At 66.4% G+C, this 17015-nt stretch carries 20 protein-coding genes; 10 read left to right on the plus strand and 10 right to left on the minus strand.

The genetic code is table 11. The features are described from left to right. Window positions 1-15: 15 nt before the first annotated feature. Window positions 16-1137, minus strand: coding sequence for a beta-ketoacyl-ACP synthase III (locus PQU89_RS06490; RefSeq protein WP_272765133.1), 1122 nt, complete (start codon window positions 1135-1137; stop codon window positions 16-18). A gap of 266 nt (window positions 1138-1403) precedes the next feature. On the opposite strand from PQU89_RS06490, the gene iscR reads away from it, so the two are divergent. From iscR to udk, 10 genes are all read left to right on the plus strand, one after another. After that, window positions 1404-1889 (plus strand): Fe-S cluster assembly transcriptional regulator IscR, encoded by a 486-nt coding sequence (iscR, locus tag PQU89_RS06495; RefSeq protein ID WP_047966862.1) that lies wholly within the window; start codon window positions 1404-1406, stop codon window positions 1887-1889. Window positions 1890-1914: 25 nt separating this feature from the next. Next, window positions 1915-3132 (plus strand): IscS subfamily cysteine desulfurase, encoded by a 1218-nt coding sequence (locus PQU89_RS06500; RefSeq protein WP_272765134.1) that lies wholly within the window; start codon window positions 1915-1917, stop codon window positions 3130-3132. A 58-nt stretch (window positions 3133-3190) separates the two neighbouring features. After that, entirely contained in the window at window positions 3191-3574 is a 384-nt protein-coding gene (gene iscU, locus PQU89_RS06505; RefSeq protein ID WP_047966864.1) for a Fe-S cluster assembly scaffold IscU, read from the plus strand. A gap of 47 nt (window positions 3575-3621) precedes the next feature. Next, window positions 3622-3945 (plus strand): iron-sulfur cluster assembly protein IscA, encoded by a 324-nt coding sequence (gene iscA / locus PQU89_RS06510; protein ID WP_047966865.1) that lies wholly within the window; start codon window positions 3622-3624, stop codon window positions 3943-3945. A gap of 87 nt (window positions 3946-4032) precedes the next feature. Further along, a complete protein-coding gene (gene hscB / locus PQU89_RS06515) occupies window positions 4033-4578 on the plus strand; it encodes a Fe-S protein assembly co-chaperone HscB (protein ID WP_272765135.1) in 546 nt (181 codons plus the stop codon). Between the two features lie 67 nt (window positions 4579-4645). Beyond that, window positions 4646-6505: a Fe-S protein assembly chaperone HscA gene (gene hscA, locus PQU89_RS06520; protein WP_272765136.1), complete on the plus strand. Its 1860-nt coding sequence runs from the start codon at window positions 4646-4648 to the stop codon at window positions 6503-6505. A 52-nt stretch (window positions 6506-6557) separates the two neighbouring features. Next, window positions 6558-6899 carry an ISC system 2Fe-2S type ferredoxin gene (fdx, locus tag PQU89_RS06525; RefSeq protein WP_047966868.1) on the plus strand — a complete coding sequence of 114 codons (342 nt, stop codon included), beginning with the start codon at window positions 6558-6560 and terminating at the stop codon, window positions 6897-6899. A 27-nt stretch (window positions 6900-6926) separates the two neighbouring features. Further along, on the plus strand, window positions 6927-7121 hold the full coding sequence (gene iscX, locus PQU89_RS06530; RefSeq protein WP_047966869.1) for a Fe-S cluster assembly protein IscX: 195 nt from the start codon (window positions 6927-6929) through the stop codon (window positions 7119-7121). Window positions 7122-7289: 168 nt separating this feature from the next. Then, window positions 7290-7925 (plus strand): glutathione S-transferase family protein, encoded by a 636-nt coding sequence (locus tag PQU89_RS06535; RefSeq protein ID WP_272756809.1) that lies wholly within the window; start codon window positions 7290-7292, stop codon window positions 7923-7925. A 136-nt stretch (window positions 7926-8061) separates the two neighbouring features. After that, window positions 8062-8676 carry a uridine kinase gene (gene udk, locus PQU89_RS06540; protein ID WP_047966871.1) on the plus strand — a complete coding sequence of 205 codons (615 nt, stop codon included), beginning with the start codon at window positions 8062-8064 and terminating at the stop codon, window positions 8674-8676. A gap of 83 nt (window positions 8677-8759) precedes the next feature. On the opposite strand, the gene PQU89_RS06545 is transcribed toward udk, so the two are convergent. The 9 genes from PQU89_RS06545 to PQU89_RS06585 are packed head-to-tail and all read right to left on the minus strand — an operon-like array spanning window position 8760 to window position 17015. Beyond that, a complete protein-coding gene (locus tag PQU89_RS06545) occupies window positions 8760-9797 on the minus strand; it encodes a hypothetical protein (protein WP_272765137.1) in 1038 nt (345 codons plus the stop codon). A gap of 13 nt (window positions 9798-9810) precedes the next feature. Next, window positions 9811-10722 carry a flagellar hook-associated protein FlgL gene (flgL, locus tag PQU89_RS06550; RefSeq protein ID WP_272765138.1) on the minus strand — a complete coding sequence of 304 codons (912 nt, stop codon included), beginning with the start codon at window positions 10720-10722 and terminating at the stop codon, window positions 9811-9813. A 10-nt stretch (window positions 10723-10732) separates the two neighbouring features. Next, the gene (gene flgK / locus PQU89_RS06555; protein WP_272765139.1) at window positions 10733-12106 is read right to left on the minus strand and encodes a flagellar hook-associated protein FlgK; all 1374 of its coding nucleotides are present in this window, start codon (window positions 12104-12106) and stop codon (window positions 10733-10735) included. A 9-nt stretch (window positions 12107-12115) separates the two neighbouring features. After that, window positions 12116-12544 (minus strand): flagellar biosynthesis protein FlgJ, encoded by a 429-nt coding sequence (locus tag PQU89_RS06560; RefSeq protein ID WP_272765140.1) that lies wholly within the window; start codon window positions 12542-12544, stop codon window positions 12116-12118. Continuing rightward, window positions 12544-13644, minus strand: coding sequence for a flagellar basal body P-ring protein FlgI (locus tag PQU89_RS06565; protein WP_272765141.1), 1101 nt, complete (start codon window positions 13642-13644; stop codon window positions 12544-12546). Before PQU89_RS06565 ends, PQU89_RS06560 begins: the two co-directional genes overlap by 1 nt. An 8-nt stretch (window positions 13645-13652) precedes the next feature. Then, window positions 13653-14297: a flagellar basal body L-ring protein FlgH gene (gene flgH, locus PQU89_RS06570; RefSeq protein WP_272756802.1), complete on the minus strand. Its 645-nt coding sequence runs from the start codon at window positions 14295-14297 to the stop codon at window positions 13653-13655. Continuing rightward, entirely contained in the window at window positions 14294-15082 is a 789-nt protein-coding gene (gene flgG, locus PQU89_RS06575; RefSeq protein WP_120810532.1) for a flagellar basal-body rod protein FlgG, read from the minus strand. The genes flgH and flgG overlap by 4 nt, the downstream gene beginning before the upstream one ends. A 14-nt stretch (window positions 15083-15096) precedes the next feature. Beyond that, a complete protein-coding gene (locus tag PQU89_RS06580) occupies window positions 15097-15822 on the minus strand; it encodes a flagellar basal body rod protein FlgF (protein ID WP_272765142.1) in 726 nt (241 codons plus the stop codon). 2 nt (window positions 15823-15824) lie between these two features. Next, window positions 15825-17015, minus strand: a complete 1191-nt coding sequence (locus PQU89_RS06585; protein ID WP_272765143.1) for a flagellar hook protein FlgE — start codon at window positions 17013-17015, stop codon at window positions 15825-15827.

A 17015-nucleotide genomic window follows, 5' to 3' on the forward strand; every position in this document is an offset into this window, starting at 1 on the left:
CTTAAATTTTGCCACTCAGCATTTGCGCAGGATCACGCTGCCCACCGAGTAGCCGGCACCGAACGACGACAGCACGCCAAGGTCACCGGCGGCCATGTCTTCATGATGCAGGTGCAGCGCGATCACCGAGCCGGCGGAGCTGGTATTGGCGTAGCGGTCGAGGATCACCGGCGCCTCGGCGGCCTCGGCATCGCGCCCGAGCACGCGGCGCGCGATCAGCTGGTTCATGCTCAGGTTGGCCTGGTGCAGCCAGAAGCGCTTCACGTCGCCAGGCTGGATGGCCTGACTGTGCAGGTGCGCGACGATGTGTTCGCCCACCATCGGACACACCTCTTTAAATACCTTGCGCCCCTGCTGCACGAACAGCTTGTCCAGCGCACCGATGCCGCGTTCGTCGCAACGGTTGAGGAAGCCGAAGTTGTTGCGGATATTGTTGGAGAACAGCGTCGCCAGCTTGCAGTCCACCACCTCGAAGCGCTGCGCCGCCGTGGCCAGCTCGGCACGCTCCAGCAGCACCGCGGTGCAGGCGTCGCCGAAGATGAAATGGCTGTCGCGGTCGCGGAAGTTGAGGTGCGCCGAGCAGATCTCCGGGTTCACCATCAGCACCGCGCGCGCCTGGCCGCTGGCGATGGCACCGACCGCGGTCTGGATGCCGAAGGTGGCCGAGGAGCAGGCGACGTTCATGTCGAAGGCGTAACCATTGATGCCCAGCGCCTGTTGCACCTCGATCGACAGCGCCGGGTACGGCCGCGGCATATTGGAGCAGGCCACGATCACCATGTCGATGTCCGCCGCCGTGCGCCCGGCGCGGGCCAGCGCCTCGCGCGCCGCCGCCACCGCCATCTCCGCCTGCACCGACAGCGCGTCGTTGTCGCGCTCCGGCAGCGATGGCGCCATGCGCCGGCTGTCGAGCACGCCGGCGGCATCCATCAGGTAGCGTTGCTTGATGCCGGAGGCCTTCTCGATGAATTCGGCGCTGGACTCGGTCAGAGCCGCGATCTCGCCGCCGGCAATCTGTGCCGCGTGCGCGGCGTTGAAGTCGGCGACGTACTGGTTGAAGGCCACCACCAGGGCCTCGTTGCTGACGGCGTGGGGCGGGGTAAACAGGCCGGTGCCGCTGATGACAACCTTATACATAGTGAATCCTTCGGCGTGTGCGCTATGGCAACTAAAATTCAAACAATTGTTTGTGCGAATCATACACCAGTCGCGACGGAAAAATACCGGCCACGCGCCGCAAAGCGCGTTATAATCACGCGCTAGCCTGTCCCGGCCCTTGCGGCCAACCTTTGCCAGACGGCACTCCCGATACCACAGTCCCGTGGAACCAAGACCCGCAATAGTTGACTAAATTACTCGGATATAGGGTATAATCGCCACAACTATTCAGGGAGCCTTTCACCATGCGCTTGACCACCAAAGGCCGCTTTGCCGTAACAGCCATGCTGGACCTCGCCCTGCGCGAAGCAAACGGTCCGGTGACGCTGGCCGGCATCAGCGAGCGCCAGGGCATTTCCCTGTCGTATCTCGAGCAATTATTTGGCAAGCTGCGCCGCTCGCAGCTGGTCGACAGCGTGCGCGGCCCCGGTGGCGGCTACACGCTGGCGCGCACCGTGCAGGAAATCTCCGTCGCCGACATCATCGTCGCGGTCGACGAATCGGTGGATGCCACCCAGTGCGGTGGCCGCGAGAACTGTCACGACAACCACCGCTGCATGACACACGACCTGTGGACCAACCTGAACCTGACCATTTTCGACTATCTGTCGAAAGTCAGCTTGGCCAGCCTGGTCGATGCGCAGCGCGCCAAAGAAACCTGCGTAGTAATAGATCAACGCCCACAACGCCGTAATGGCACCTGTAGCGAGCCTCTCGCCGGCACCATCTGACCGTCGACCTCGTGGAGAACCCGTAATGAGCGAGCTGAAACACCCCATTTACCTCGATTACTCCGCGACCACCCCGGTCGACCCGCGTGTGGCGGAGGTAATGATCCCGTTCCTGACCGAAAACTTCGGCAACCCGGCATCGCGCAGCCATTCCTACGGCTGGACCGCCGAGGAAGCGGTGGAAAACGCCCGCGCCCAGGTCGCCGCCCTGGTGAACTGCGATCCGAAAGAAATCGTGTGGACCTCCGGCGCCACCGAATCGATCAACCTCGCGCTCAAAGGCGCCGCCCAGTTCTACAAGAGCAAGGGCAAACACCTGATCACGCTGAAGACCGAACACAAGGCCACGCTGGACACCATGCGCGAGCTGGAACGCCAGGGCTTCGAGGTCACCTACCTCGACGTGCAGGACAACGGCCTGCTCGACCTCGCGGCACTGGAAGCGGCGCTGCGTCCGGACACCATCCTGGTGTCGGTGCTGTTCGTGAACAACGAAATCGGCGTGATCCAGGACATCCCGGCCATCGGCGACATGCTGCGCAGCCGCGGCATCCTGCTGCACGTGGATTCGGCACAGGCCACCGGCAAGATCGACATCGACCTCGACAAGCTGAAGGTCGACCTGATGAGTTTCTCCGCGCACAAGACCTACGGCCCGAAAGGCGTCGGCGCGCTGTACATCCGCCGCAAGCCGCGCGTGCGCCTGGAAGCGCAGATGCACGGTGGCGGCCACGAGCGCGGCTTCCGCTCCGGCACCCTGGCCACGCACCAGATCGCCGGCATGGGTGAGGCCTACCGCATCGCCCGCGAGAGCATGCACGCCGAGAACGAGCGCATCCGTATGCTGCGCGACCGCCTGTGGGCCGGCCTGCAAGGCATCGAGGAAACCTACCTCAACGGCGACATCGACGCCCGCGTGCCGCACAACCTGAACGTGAGCTTCAACTTCGTCGAAGGCGAAAGCCTGATCATGGCGATCAAGGACCTGGCGGTATCGTCCGGCTCCGCCTGTACCTCGGCCTCGCTGGAACCATCCTACGTGCTGCGCGCACTGGGCCGCAACGACGAACTGGCGCACAGCTCGATCCGCTTCTCCATCGGCCGCTTCACCACCGAAGCCGATGTCGACTACGCGATCAAGCTGCTGCAGGAAAAGATCGGCAAGCTGCGCGAGATGTCCCCGCTGTGGGAGATGTTCAAGGACGGCGTCGACCTCAACAGCATCGAATGGGCTGCACACTAACAGATGGCATGATGCGGCCAACCTTGTACCGGCCGGCCGCATCGACAAGGAGAAAATCATGGCATACAGCGACAAGGTAATGGACCACTACGAGAACCCGCGTAACGTGGGGGCTTTTGACAAGGGCGACGAATCGGTTGGCACCGGCATGGTCGGCGCACCGGCCTGTGGCGACGTGATGAAGCTGCAGATCAAGGTCAACGAACAGGGCGTGATCGAAGACGCCAAGTTCAAGACCTACGGCTGTGGCTCCGCCATTGCCTCCAGCTCGCTGGTGACCGAATGGGTCAAGGGCAAGACGCTGGATCAGGCGATGGCGCTGAAGAACACCGAAATCGCCGAAGAACTGGCCTTGCCGCCGGTCAAGATCCACTGCTCGATCCTGGCGGAAGATGCGATCAAGGCGGCCGTCGCCGACTACAAGCAAAAGCACGCTAAATGATTCCGGGCGGCCGTGGCCGCCCTCCTAATCCTGAAGGCAAACGCACTATGGCTATCACGCTTTCCGAAAACGCCGCCCGTCACGTCAGCAACTTTATCGCCAAGCGCGGCAAGGGTCTGGGCGTCCGTCTCGGCGTCAAGACTTCCGGCTGTTCCGGCATGGCCTACAAGCTGGAATTCGTCGATGTCGCCAGCGATGACGACATCGCGTTCGAGAGCTTCGGCGTCAAGGTGTTCACCGACGCCAAGAGCCTCGCCTACCTTGACGGCACCGAGCTGGACTACACCAAGGAAGGCCTCAACGAAGGCTTCAAGTTCAACAACCCGAACGTGAAAAACGAATGCGGTTGTGGCGAGAGCTTCAACGTCTGATTTCCTTGCCGTGCTGACGGCCCCTGTCTGACAGGGGCCGCAGTCGCGTCCCGAGCCCGCCTCGGGTGTTGCCCGCAGAAAGCCTCCATGACCGCCGACCTGTTCTCCGATTTCCAGCAGGACCACTTTGCCCTGTTCGGCCTGCCGCGCCGCTTTGCGCTGGACGGCGCCGAGCTGGACACGCTGTGGCGTACCGCCGCCGCGCAGGTGCATCCGGACCGTTTCGCCAGCGCCGGCGACGCCGAAAAGCGCGTCGCGCTAATGGCCGCCACCCGCGTCAACGAAGCCTACCAGACGCTGAAATCGCCGCTGGCGCGCGCGCGCTACCTGCTGCGACTGGCCGGTGTCGACACCGCAGAGGAAACCAACACCAGCATGCCGCCGGCGTTCCTGATGGCGCAGATGGAGTGGCGCGAAGCGATCGAGGACGCCCGCCACGGCCACGACGTCGACGCGCTGGAGCGGCTGTCGCGCCAGCTGCGCCAGGACGTGCGCGCGATGGAAGACGAGCTGGGCGAGGCGCTGGATGAGCAGCACGACCACGTCAGTGCCTCGCTGCTGGTGCGCAAGCTGCGTTTTCTGGAAAAGCTGGATCAGGAAATCGGCGACGCCATCGAGGCGTTGCTGTTTTGAGCATACCCAAGGTTGGCCGCAATACCGCGGCCAGCCCGGATCATTGAATAAAGAGTAGCTAGCAGCCATGGCCCTACTGCAAATCGCCGAACCCGGCTTATCCGCCGCCCCGCACCAGCACCGTCTGGCGGTCGGGATCGACCTTGGCACCACCAACTCGCTGGTCGCCACCGTGAAAAGCGGTGCCGCCACCGTGCTGCCGGACGAACACGGCCGCAGCCTGCTGCCGTCGGTGGTGCGCTACCGCGACGACGGCCGCACCATCGTCGGTTTCGAGGCGCAGGCGGAACAGAGCCGCGACCCGAACAACACCATCGTGTCGGTGAAACGCTTCATGGGCCGCGGCCTGGCCGACCTGCTGGACGTGGCGCGCAGCCCCTACCGCTTCGTCGACGCGCCGGGCATGGTGCAGCTGGTGACCCGCGCCGGCCACAAGAGTCCGGTGGAGGTGTCCGCCGACATCCTGAGGACCCTGCGCGAACGCGCCGAGGCCAGCCTCGGCGGCGAGCTGATCGGCGCGGTGATCACCGTGCCGGCCTACTTCGACGACGCGCAGCGGCAGGCGACCAAGGACGCGGCCAAGCTGGCCGGCCTCAACGTACTGCGCCTGCTCAACGAACCGACCGCCGCCGCCATCGCCTACGGGCTGGATAACGGCGCCGAGGGCACCTACGTGGTGTACGACCTCGGCGGCGGCACCTTCGACGTATCGGTGCTGGCGCTGACCCGCGGCGTGTTCGAGGTGCTGGCCACCAGCGGCGACTCCTCGCTCGGCGGCGACGACTTCGACCACCGCATCTACTGCTGGATCCTGGAACAGGCCGGCCTGCACGGCCTGTCCGCGCACGACACCCGCCTGCTGCTGACCCGCGCCCGCGAGGCGAAGGAAGCGCTGACCGAGCACGCCGACACCCGCATCACCGCGCTGCTGTCCGACGGCCAGACCATCGACCTGCAACTGTCGCAGGCCACCTTCCACGCCATCAGCAAGACGCTGATCGACAAGACGCTGCTGCCGGTACGCAAGGCGCTGCGCGACGCCAAGATCGGCGCCGAGGACGTCAAGGGTGTGGTGATGGTCGGCGGCGCCACGCGCATGCCGCAGGTACAGAAGGCGGTCGGCGATTTCTTCGGCACCCCGCCGCTGACCAACCTCGACCCGGACAAGGTGGTGGCGCTGGGCGCCGCCATCCAGGCCAACGTACTGGCCGGCAACAAGGGCGACGACGAGTGGCTGCTCTTGGACGTGATCCCGCTGTCGCTGGGGCTGGAAACCATGGGCGGCCTCACCGAGAAGATCATCCCGCGCAACAGCACCATCCCGATCGCGCGGGCGCAGGAATTCACCACCTTCAAGGACGGCCAGACCGCCCTCTCCGTGCACATTCTGCAAGGCGAGCGCGAACTGGTGTCCGATTGCCGCAGCCTGGCCAAGTTCGTGCTGCGCGGCATTCCGCCGATGGTGGCCGGCGCCGCGCGCATCCGCGTTACCTTCCAGGTCGACGCCGACGGCCTGCTGGCAGTGACCGCGCGCGAGATGATCTCCGGCGTCGAGGCCAGCATCGAGGTGAAACCGTCCTACGGCCTGTCCGATGACGAGATCACGCGCATGCTGAGCGACTCGATCGCCCACGTCGCCGACGACATCAACGCGCGCAAGCTGCGCGAGGCGATGGTCGACGCCGACAGCCTGCTGGACGCGATCGGCGTCGCGCTGGCCAGCGATGCCGACCTGCTCGACGAGGCCGAACGCGCTGCGCTGGATGCCGCGATGCAGGCACTGCGCGACGCCATCGCCGCCGAGAGCACCAAGGACATCAACGCCTGCTCGCACAAGCTGAACCAGGCCAGTGAACCGTTTGCCGCGCGCCGCATGGACCGCAACATCCAGCGCGCGCTGACCGGCAAGAACATCGAAACCCTGTAAGCCTTGCGGCCAACGTTGGCCGCAACGCAGAACGACACCTGAAGGATTGACCATGCCGCGTATCATTGTGCTGCCACACGCCGACCTGTGCCCCGAGGGCGCCGTACTCGACGATGTCGCCACCGGCACCACCGTGTGCGAAGCCCTGCTCGCCCACGACATCGAAATCGAACACGCTTGCGAGATGTCCTGCGCCTGCACCACCTGCCACGTCATCGTACGCGAAGGCTTCAACTCGCTGCCGCCATCCGACGATCTGGAAGACGACATGCTGGACAAGGCGTGGGGGCTGGAAGCGCAGTCGCGACTGTCCTGTCAGGCCATCGTCACCAGCGAAGACCTAGTGGTGGAGATCCCGCGCTACACCATCAACCACGCCCGCGAACACCACTGAGCCACGCCGCATCCAAGGAGACGCGCCATGAAATGGACCGACATCAACGATATCGCCATCGAACTGTACGAGGCGCATCCGGACATCGACCCGACCACCATCCGCTTCGTCGAGCTGCACAACTGGGTGGTAGACCTGCCCGGTTTTGACGACGACCACAGCCGCGGTGGCGAAAAGGTGCTGGAAGCGATCCAGCAGGCCTGGATCAACGAAGCCGACTAGAGCCTGTTAACGCTTGCCTGTCCGGATGCCGCACACGAAAACCGGCCCTGACAACGTTGGCCGCAACAGCCGTCACGCCCTGCCCGCCCCGGCAGGGCGTTTTGCTTGTCCTGCCGCCGGTGCTGGGCTGTAATGCAGCATGACCCTCAATCCTGCACTGGAGCCATCATGCTGACCCTCGTCATCGGCAACAAGAACTTCTCGTCGTGGTCGCTGCGGCCGTGGCTGGTACTGAAACAGCTGGGCGAGCCGTTCGCCGAAAAACACATCCACCTCTACCACCCGGACAGCAAGCAGCAGCTGCTGGCCGCCAATCCCGCCGGCAAGGTGCCGGTGCTGTTCGACGGCCTGCTGCGCGTGCACGACTCGCTGGCGATCTGCGAATACCTCGCCGAGCTGTTCCCGGCGGCGCGGCTGTGGCCGCAGGAGCGTGCCGAACGCGCCGAGGCGCGCGCCATCAGCGCCGAGATGCACGCCGGCTTCACCGCGCTGCGCAGCGAGATGCCGATGAATACCTGCCTGCGCACCCAGCTGCAGCCATCCGCCGACTGCGCCGCCGACATCGCGCGCATTACCGCCATCTGGCGCCAGCTGCGCCAGCGTTTCGTCGCCGACGGCGACTTCCTGTTCGGCCACTTCGGCATCGCCGACGCCATGTTCGCCCCGGTGGTGCTGCGCTTTGTCAGCTACGGCGTGACGCTGGACCCGGTGTCGCAAGCCTACGCCGACAGCCTGCTGTCGCTGCCGGCGATGCAGCAATGGCTGGATGAAGCGGAACTGGAGCAGGCCGCCACCGACGCCTGAGCATGCCGCTGCCAGAAAACAGCCGGCCGCGGCGTTTTTCTGGCATATCCGGCCAGCAATGACGCATTGCCGATGGAGAAGTTGGCGGCAAGTCATTAGAATGGCCGGTTTTTCATTTCGATCGGGCACAGACAACATGACGACTCCGTTCATCATCGGCGTCGCTGGCGGCAGCGGCAGCGGCAAAACCACGGTGACCCGCAAGGTGCTGGAAACCATAGGCGCAGAGATGGCGGCGGTGATCGTGCAGGATGACTACTACCGCGACCAGAGCCACCTCAGCTTCGAGCAGCGCCTCGCCACCAACTACGACCACCCGCACGCCTTCGACTGGCCGCTCTTGATCGAGCACATCGACGAGCTGCGCTGCGGCCGCGCCATCGAGATGCCCAGCTACGACTTCACCAATCACACCCGCGCCAGCCGCACCGTGACCATCCAGCCGGCACCGGTGATCGTGATCGAGGGCCTGTTCCCGCTGTACGACGCCGCACTGCGCGAGATGATGTCGCTGAAGATCTTCGTCGACACCGACGCCGACGTGCGTTTCATCCGCCGCCTGAAGCGCGACATCGCCGAACGCGGCCGCACCACCGACAGCGTGATCGAGCAGTACCTGGCCACGGTGCGCCCGATGCACAACCAGTTCATCGAGCCGACCAAGCGCTTTGCCGACGTGATCCTGCCGCACGGCGCCAACGATCCGGCGGTGGACATCATCACCACCAAGGTGGCCAGCCTGATCGCCTGACGCGCACCGCACACGCGACAAGGGCGTGTCTCCCGATGGGAGGCACGCCCTTTTTTGCGGCCAACCTTGCGCCGTGGCGGCGGCTACGGCAGCGCCAGCAGCGACAGCACGCGGTAGCGGCTAACGCCCAGCAGCGCCGGCACCACCTCGTACAGCCCCGACTCGCTGTCCGGCGTGTTGAAGCGGGCGTTGAAATCGTTGACGAAGCCGTCGGCCCACAGCTGTTCGCTCATCTGCGACAACTGCGCGATGGCGTGGCGCACCTCGGCCATCGCGCGGCTGATGGCGGCGCGCGACAGCTGCAGCTGGTCCAGCGCGCGCAGCACCTTCTGCAACGTCTGGCGGGTACCGGCGTGGTCGGCGCTTTGCCACTGCTGCGGCTGCAGCGCCTGCTCCGTCGGCTGCAGTTTCAGGTGCTGCGGCTGGCCGGCGGGGAAGCGGATGCCGCCGCCGCGCAGGCTGAAGCGTTCGCGCACGCCCTGCCACGCGGCTTCCGCCACCGAAAACTGCAATTGTCCCTGCTCGTCCAGCTGCGGCTGGATGCCGGACAGTGCCAGCGCGCGACCGAGGGCAGCCAGCAGTGCCGCTTCGCTCAGCGGCTCGCCGACCTTGACCGCCGCCGGGCCGCTGCCCGGCTCGCCGCTGAAGAACACCAGCGTTTCCGCCGCGCCCTGCGTCAGGTTGGCGACTTCCAGGCCGCGCACGGTGAAGGTCTGCCGCGCGTCGGCGGCGAGGCGGAACTGCAGGCGGCTGTCGAGACTGCCGCCGCTGGCCGCGCCGCGCTGCGACCACTGCTGCGCCACCTGCTCGATGCCGCGCGCCAACCGCGCGCTGTCCACCCGCCGCTGCGTCAGCTGGCCGCTGAGTTCACCTTTCAGCGCCTCCAGCTGGCCGGCGAGGCTATCGACAAAGCCGAGCGCGCGCTGCGCCGCGGTCAGCTGCTGGTTGAGCTGGCTGCTGTAGCGCCAGTGATCACCGCCGCTGCGCGGCAGTGACGATGGTGTGCTGGCGGGAGTGGCGGCCGGTGCGGCGCCGGCGTTGCTGGCCGGGGCCGGATTGCCGGCGCCGGGGCGCGCCAGCGGCTGGCGCGGACTGTCCAGATGGAGCGAGGAGCGACTCATGGTGCGGCCAACCTTACAGCACGTCGAACAGCGTCAGGCTGCTGACGCGGCCGTAGGCCTTCTGGCTGGACTGCAGCGCCAGCATGTAGCTGTTCATGTTGATATTGGCCTGCGCGTAATCGAGGCTTTCCAGCTGGGTGATGCTCTGCTGGTTGGAGAGGCTGACGTTGCCGTGGTTGTCGGCCATCATCTGCAGCGTGTTCTGGCTGCTGCCCAGCTGCGAGATCTTGCTGGTATTGCGGTTGTGCGCCACGTCCAGCGCCTGCAGCGTGGCACGCAGCTGGCTGCCGGTGGCCGGGTCCTGCGGGTTCAGCGCCGGGTCCTGCAGCACGGCGATGGTCGCATCCAGGCTGTTGAGAAAGTCCGGCAGGTGTTCCAGCGTCACGTTGGCGGCCTGGGTCACGCCGTGGCCGACCATCACCTGCTGCGGCTGGCTGTTGCCGGTGAAGCTGTAGCGGCTGCCGGCCGGCTGCGCCGCATCGTGGCTCAGCGCCGGCTGCGCGATGGCGGTGCCGGAGAACAGGTAGCGCCCCTCCTGGTCCTTGGTGTTGGCGGCGTAGAACAGGCTGTCGCGCAGGCTCTGCAGCGGCCCGGCCATGTCGCGCAGGTCCTGCGCGGTGTAGCTGCCTTCCAGCGTCATCAGCAGCAGGTCGCGCATGTCGAGCATGTCGCGCCCCATGCCGGCCAGATAGGATTCGTTCACCGACAGCTTGCTGCGCACGCTGGCGATGTTGTCGCGGTACTGCCCCAGCGCCGCCTCTTCCCGTCCCAGGCGCAGCAGGCGCACGCTGGCGATCGGGTCGTCGGATGGCAACAAGAGGCGCTTGCCGGACGACATCTGCTGCAGCAGCTCGGCGGTTTTGGCACTGGTCTGGTCCAGCGCCAGGCTCATGGTGGTGTGGTACTGGGTACTGGCGATGCGCATCGGCGGCTCCTTACAGCATGGCCAGCGTGCTGTCGAACAGCTCGTTGGCGACGGCGATCACTTTCATGTTCGCCTGGTACATTTTCTGGAATTCGATCAGGTTGACCGCTTCTTCGTCGTTGTTGACGCTGCTGGTCGACTTCCAGCTGCTCTCCGCCTCGGTGCGCACCACCTCGGCGGTGCTCAGCGCCGCCTTGTTCTGCTGGCTATCGATGGCGAGGCGGCCGGTGAGCTGCGAGTAGGCGTCGCTCAGCGTCACGCTGCCAAGGCCGGGGATCACCACCTGCTGGTCCTTCACCGCGATCAGTGCCAGCAGGTTCTGGCTGTCGCCGGCGGCGGTGGCATTGCCGGAGAAACCCAGCTGCGACGACTGGATCGCGGCCAGCTGCAGCATGCCGTCGGCGCTGGCGGCGTCGAACACGAACAGCGGCGCGCCGGGGTTGCCGGCCATGTCGAAACCGGCGGCCAGCTGGCCGTTGACGCGGTCGGCTAGCTCCTGCGCCAGCGTGCTCACCGCCGCCACCATCGGACGCAGTACCGTGCGTTCGTAGTGATTGAGACCGCCGAGCTGGCCGCCGACATTGTCGTTAGCCAGCACGAAGGTTTCCTGCGCGAAGGCCAGCGTCACCCGTTGCGAGCCGTCCGGCTGCGTACTGCTGGCAAGCGTGGCGGCGGTGTCGCCCATCACCAGCGGCTGGCCGCTGCGCAATGTCAGACTCTTGCTGCCGTCCGGCTGCGACATCACCCGCACGTCGACCAGCGCCGCCAGCTGGTCGATCTGGCGGTCGCGCTCGTCGAGCAGGCCGGAGGTGTTCACCTCCGACGACTGCACCGCGGCGATCTTGGCGTTGAGGGCAGCGATATTGCCGGACAGGCTGTTGATCTGGGTCAGCGTGGCGCCGCGCTGTTCGTTGACCGACGCCTGCTGCGTGGCATAGACGCGGTTGAGGTGGTTGACGCGCTGCGCCAGCGCGCCGGCCTCGCTGATCACCTGGTCGCGCAGCGGGCTGGAGCCGACATCGGCGCTGACCGCGTTCAGCGCGGCGTAGAACTTGTCGAGGCCGACCGACAGGCTGCTGCCGCTGTTGCCCATCACCTGTTCCAGCTGGGTGTAGTACGGACGCGCCGCGCCCAGCTCGCCACGGCTGGCCGCCGCCTGCCACAGCTGCAGGTTCTTGTAGTCGTCGCTGAAGCGGCGGATGGCAGTGACATCGACGCCGGCGCCGGCGCTGTGCGGATCGCCGGCATTGGGCACCAGCGTGGCCAGCACCACGCCCTGGCGCGAGTAGCCGGGGGTCATCACGTTGGCGATGTTCTGGCTGACGGTATTGAGCGCGGCCTGGGCGGCGGCGGTACCGGACAGCGCGTTGTGCACCATGCGCATAGCGTAACCTTACTGACGGAATGGGAGATTCACCGGCATCGCAAAGGCAGCAAGTTCGCTGCCGGCGCCGGCCTGTACTGGGGAATAAGCGACCGCCGCCGGCGATTCCTTAAGTGGCGGCGCCGCATTTTGCGGCAGCAGCTGCGCGATCAGCACCTCGCTGATGCCGAAGCGGCGCTCGCGCGCCAGCTGCTCGGCGATCGCCATATCGGCAAAATCGAGCATGTCGCTGTTGATGCTGTCGGCGAAGATGCTGTCCGGCCCGGCCATGCTGCGCGTCGCCTTGCGCATCTGCGCCAGCATCTCCTTGATGAACAGCGCCTCGAAACCTTCCGCCGCGCGCTCAACCTGCTGCCGCTGCGCCGGCGCGATCGCCGTCGGGCTATCTGCCGTTGCGGCCAACGTTGTGCCGCCGTCCGGGGAAAAAACCGTTTCCATCAGATCACCACCAGTTCGCCGTCGATGGCGCCAGCCTGGTCCAGCGCCTGCAGGATGGCCATGATGTCGTCCGGGGTGGCGCCGGTGCTGTTGACGGTGTCGATGATGCTCTGCAGCCGCGCGCCGGCCGGCCACTGGAACATGCGGCCCTCGCCCTGCTCCACCCGCAGCTGCGATTCCGGCACTGCGGCGGTGGTGCCGTTACTGAAGGCGCCGGGCTGGCTGACCTGCTGCCGCTCGGAAATCACCACCTTCAGGCTGCCGTGCGACACTGCGGCCGGGCGTACCGTCACCCCCTGGCTGACCACCACGGTGCCGGTACGCGAATTGAACACCACCCTGGGCAGCTCGCCGCCGACGTTGATGTTCAGCGCCTGCAATCGCGCGACGAAGGCGACGCGCGCGGTCGGGTCCGTCGGGGCCTGCACCTCGATGGCGGTGGCGTTGCGGGTGCTGGCGATGCGGCCGAAGCGCTGGTTGATGGCGTTGACCACGTTGGTGGCGGTCTCGAAATTGGGTTTCTTCAGGCTGAAGTGGACGCTGGGGCCGCTGTCGAAATCGCTGGCGATCTCGCGCTCCACCGAGGCGCCGTTGGGAATGCGGCCGGAGGTCGGCGTGTTGACGGTGATGCTGGAGCCGCTCTTGCCCTGCGCCGACAGCCCGGCGATCACCACATTGCCCTGCGCCAGCGCGTAGATCTCGCCGTCGGCGGCGCGCAGCTGCGTCAGCAACAGGGTGCCGCCGCGCAGGCTCTTGGCGTCGCCCAGCGACGACACCGTGACGTCGATGGTCTGGCCGCGGCGATAGCCGGGTGGCAGCAGCGCGCTGACCGTCACCGCCGCCACGTTCTTCACTTTCGGATCGGCCTGCTCGCCCTGCTGCAGGCCCAGCTGTTTCAGCAGGTTGGCCACCGCCTGGCCGGTGAACTTGACCTGCGAATTGTCACCGCTGCCGTCGAGGCCGACCACGATGCCGTAGCCGATCAGCTGGTTGTCGCGGATGCCCTCGACGTGCACCAGGTTGCGCAGCGGCTGCGCCTGCGCCGGAAGGAGGCTGCCGCACAGCAGCAGCGCGAACAGCACGGAAAGGAATTTCGGCATGATTTCTCTTAGAACGGCATCCACGGACTGGTAAAGAAGCGCGTCAGCCAGCCGGGGGCGTTGGCGTCGCTGAGCGCGCCGCGGCCGGAATAGGCGATGCGGGCATTGGCGATGCGCAGCGAGGACACGCGGTTGCGCGCGTCGATGTCGTCGCTGCGAACATAGCCGGCCAGACGCAGGAATTCCTCGCCCTGGTTCAGCGTCAGCTGCTTCTCGCCCTTGATCAGCAGCAGGCCGTTGGGCAGCACCTGCTGCACGATCACGGTCAGCGCGCCGGACAGGCTGTTCTGCTGCGATGAGCTGGCGTTGCCGTCAAACTCGCGGCCGGCGGAGATGCCGACCTGGGTATCGAACTCGCGGGTGCCGATGATGGACGGCGTGATGCTGACGCCGGACTGCTTGTCGAAGCTGGTGCCGGCGCTCTTGCTGGCCTGGGTGGTTTCTTCCAGCAGCACCGTCAGCACGTCGCCGCTGCGGAAGGCACGCCGGTCGGACAGCAGCGACCAGCCGGCGGCCGGATTGAACACGCCGCCGGCCACGCCCCGCGCCGCTACCTCCGGTACCGGCGGCAGCGGCAGCTCCTCGCTGTCGCGCGCCAGCGGCAGCTGCGCGCAGGCCGACAGCAGCAGCAACAGCGGCAGCAGCGCCTTCATCGCACCGCCTGCGCCAGGTTCTGCATCATGTTGTCGGCAGCGGACAGCACCTTGGTGTTCATCTCGTAGGTACGCTGCGCTGCGATCATGTCCACCATTTCTTCCACCACCTGCACGTTGGAGCCTTCCAGCGCGCGCTGGCGCAGCTTGCCCAGCGCATCGCTGCCGGGGTTGCCGACCACGGCCTCGCCGCTGGCGGTGGTCTGCTGGAACAGGTTGTCACCCAGCGCCAGCAGGCCGGTGGGGTTGACGAAGTTGGCCAGCGTCAGCTGCCCGACCTCGGTGGTGGCGGTGCCGCCGGACAGCGTCACCGACACCATGCCGCTGTCGCTGATGTTGACCGCGGTGGTATCCGCCGGCAGCGTGATCGCCGGCAACAGCGGCAGGCCCTGCGCGTTGACCAGGCGGCCCTCGGCGTTGACCTGCAGCTGGCCGGCGCGGGTGTAGCCGGTTTCGCCGTTGGCCATCTGCACCTGCAGAAAGCCCTGGCCGACAATCGCCACATCCAGCGCCTGGCCGGTGGTGTTGATGCTGCCGGTGGTGAAGATCTTCTGGGTGCCGACCAGGCGGGTGCCGTTGCCCAGCTGCACGCCGGACGGCGACAGGTTGTTGTCGTCCACCTGCGCGCCGGGCTGGCGTTCCACCTGGTAGAACAGGTCTTCGAACACCATGCGGTCGCGCTTGAAGCCGACGGTGTTGGCGTTGGCGAGGTTGTTGGCGATGGCGCCCAGGCGCGCGTCCTGCGCCTGGATGCCGGTCTTGCTGATCCACAGTGCTGGATTCATGGTGGTTTCTCCTGTCAGCCGCGCACCAGGCGGTTGCCGGCCTCGACCATGTCATTGGCGGCGTTGAACATCTTCAACTGCATCTCGAAGCTGCGGTTCAGCGTCATCGAGGCAATCATCTCTTCCACCGCCGATACGTTGCTGCGCTCCAGATGGCCGCCCTGCACCCGTACCGTGTCGTCTGCGGCCAACGTTGGCTCCAGCCGGCTGACGATCAGGCCGTCGCTGGTCTTGCTCAGTTCTTCCGGCGCCGGTTTCACCAGCTTGAGACGACCAACCGCCTGCATCGCTTCCGAGCCCGGCGGCAGCACCGACACCGTGCCGTCGGCGGCTACCTGCACCTGGCGGTAGGCCGGCAGCACGATGGCGCCGCCGTCACCCAGTACCTGGCGGCCGCCCAGCATCAGCGTGCCGTCGGCGGCGACATCGAACTGGCCGCCACGGGTGTAGGCCTCGCCGCCGGCGGTGGCGACGGTGAAGAAGCCCTCGCCCTGGATCGCCACGTCCAGCTCGCGACCGGTCTGCGCGATCACGCCCTGCTTCACCGACACCGCGCTGGGCTGTAGCACCGTCATGTGGCGCGCGTCGTAGCCGTAGCCGGGCACCACCTGGCTGCTGGCGACCTCGATGTCGGCGCGAAAGCCGGGGGTATCGGCGTTGGCCAGGTTATTGGCGCGCACCTGCTGCGCCTTGAGGGTGCGGTTGGCACCACTCATGATGGTGTAGATCAGCGCGTCCATGCTCAGACGGCCTGCATCAGGGCCTGGATCACCTGGTTCTCGGTGGAGATCACCTTGGTGTTGGCCTGGTAGTTGCGCTGCGCGGTCATCAGGTTGACCAGCTCGGCGGTGAGGTCGACGTTGGACTGCTCCAGCGCGTTGACCGCCAGCGTGCCGACGTTGCCGCTGCCCGGCGCCGACAGCAGCGCGGTGCCGGAGGCGCCGGATTCGGTCCAGCTGGTATCGGACACCGCCACCAGACCGTTCTCGTTGGGGAAGGTCGCCAGCGCGATGGTGCCGACGGCGCGTTTCTCGCCGTTGCTGTAGGTGGCGGTCACGGTGCCGTCCTCCTCCAGCCGCAGGCCGGTACGGGTGCCGGCGGCGTAGCCGTCGCTGCTGTTCACCGCCGAGGTGGTCTCGCCGGCGAATTGCGAGGTGCCGCTGTAGTCGACATTGACGCTCAGCGCCGCAGCGCCGGCCGGGGTGCCCAGCGGTAGCGCCACCGGGGCCGCCGGGGCGGTCAGCTGGCCGTCGGTGCCGAAGGTCATCACCGCGGTGGTCGGCAGCAGCGCGCCGTTCATCGCGTAGTGCACGGTCACTTCGTTGGGATTGGTCTTCACGAAGTACTGCGTGACGCTGTGCTTCTGGCCCAGCGAGTCGAACACCGTCGACACGCTGGAGCCGTTAAAGGTAGCCGGATTGTTCTTGTCGAAGGCCACCGCCGGCGCCACCCAGCCGGAGGACAGGTTGCCGCTGTACTCCAGCGTGCTGCTGGCCTTGGCCGCGACCTGGCCGGTCGGCACCTGGATGTCGCCCAGTGCGCCCAGCGTCCCCGCCGGCGCGCCCTCTACCGCGGCATAGCCCTGCACCTTGCGGCCGAAAGCATCGACCAGCACGCCATCCTTGTCGGTGTTGAAGATGCCGACGCGGGTGTAGGCGACGCTGCCGTTGTTGTCCTTGGTGACGAAGAAGCCGCCGCCCTGGATCGCCGCGTCCAGCGCGCGGCCGGTGGCGACCACGCTGCCGCCGCGGCCGATGTTCTGGGTGGTGGAGCCGACCTCGACACCGGTGGCCTGGCTACCGGCGTACATCGAGGCGAAGTTGTCGCGGCTGGACTTGAAGCCGTAGGTCCCGGAGTTGGCGATGTTGTTGCTGATGTTGCCAAGCTGGCTATTGACGGCGTTGATGCCGGAAAGCGCGATTTCGAAACTCAT

This window comes from Vogesella indigofera (assembly GCF_028548395.1).
Taxonomy (GTDB): domain Bacteria; phylum Pseudomonadota; class Gammaproteobacteria; order Burkholderiales; family Chromobacteriaceae; genus Vogesella; species Vogesella indigofera_A.

What these genes read in the sequence shown, in the direction of transcription:
- PQU89_RS06490 (WP_272765133.1), bottom strand. Translation starts at nt 1,137, where the DNA reads ATGTATAAGGTTGTCATCAGCGGCACCGGCCTGTTTACCCCGCCCCAC.
- iscR (WP_047966862.1), top strand. Translation starts at nt 1,404, where the DNA reads ATGCGCTTGACCACCAAAGGCCGCTTTGCCGTAACAGCCATGCTGGAC.
- PQU89_RS06500 (WP_272765134.1), top strand. Translation starts at nt 1,915, where the DNA reads ATGAGCGAGCTGAAACACCCCATTTACCTCGATTACTCCGCGACCACC.
- iscU (WP_047966864.1), top strand. Translation starts at nt 3,191, where the DNA reads ATGGCATACAGCGACAAGGTAATGGACCACTACGAGAACCCGCGTAAC.
- iscA (WP_047966865.1), top strand. Translation starts at nt 3,622, where the DNA reads ATGGCTATCACGCTTTCCGAAAACGCCGCCCGTCACGTCAGCAACTTT.
- hscB (WP_272765135.1), top strand. Translation starts at nt 4,033, where the DNA reads ATGACCGCCGACCTGTTCTCCGATTTCCAGCAGGACCACTTTGCCCTG.
- hscA (WP_272765136.1), top strand. Translation starts at nt 4,646, where the DNA reads ATGGCCCTACTGCAAATCGCCGAACCCGGCTTATCCGCCGCCCCGCAC.
- fdx (WP_047966868.1), top strand. Translation starts at nt 6,558, where the DNA reads ATGCCGCGTATCATTGTGCTGCCACACGCCGACCTGTGCCCCGAGGGC.
- iscX (WP_047966869.1), top strand. Translation starts at nt 6,927, where the DNA reads ATGAAATGGACCGACATCAACGATATCGCCATCGAACTGTACGAGGCG.
- PQU89_RS06535 (WP_272756809.1), top strand. Translation starts at nt 7,290, where the DNA reads ATGCTGACCCTCGTCATCGGCAACAAGAACTTCTCGTCGTGGTCGCTG.
- udk (WP_047966871.1), top strand. Translation starts at nt 8,062, where the DNA reads ATGACGACTCCGTTCATCATCGGCGTCGCTGGCGGCAGCGGCAGCGGC.
- PQU89_RS06545 (WP_272765137.1), bottom strand. Translation starts at nt 9,797, where the DNA reads ATGAGTCGCTCCTCGCTCCATCTGGACAGTCCGCGCCAGCCGCTGGCG.
- flgL (WP_272765138.1), bottom strand. Translation starts at nt 10,722, where the DNA reads ATGCGCATCGCCAGTACCCAGTACCACACCACCATGAGCCTGGCGCTG.
- flgK (WP_272765139.1), bottom strand. Translation starts at nt 12,106, where the DNA reads ATGCGCATGGTGCACAACGCGCTGTCCGGTACCGCCGCCGCCCAGGCC.
- PQU89_RS06560 (WP_272765140.1), bottom strand. Translation starts at nt 12,544, where the DNA reads ATGGAAACGGTTTTTTCCCCGGACGGCGGCACAACGTTGGCCGCAACG.
- PQU89_RS06565 (WP_272765141.1), bottom strand. Translation starts at nt 13,644, where the DNA reads ATGCCGAAATTCCTTTCCGTGCTGTTCGCGCTGCTGCTGTGCGGCAGC.
- flgH (WP_272756802.1), bottom strand. Translation starts at nt 14,297, where the DNA reads ATGAAGGCGCTGCTGCCGCTGTTGCTGCTGCTGTCGGCCTGCGCGCAG.
- flgG (WP_120810532.1), bottom strand. Translation starts at nt 15,082, where the DNA reads ATGAATCCAGCACTGTGGATCAGCAAGACCGGCATCCAGGCGCAGGAC.
- PQU89_RS06580 (WP_272765142.1), bottom strand. Translation starts at nt 15,822, where the DNA reads ATGGACGCGCTGATCTACACCATCATGAGTGGTGCCAACCGCACCCTC.
- PQU89_RS06585 (WP_272765143.1), bottom strand. Translation starts at nt 17,015, where the DNA reads ATGAGTTTCGAAATCGCGCTTTCCGGCATCAACGCCGTCAATAGCCAG.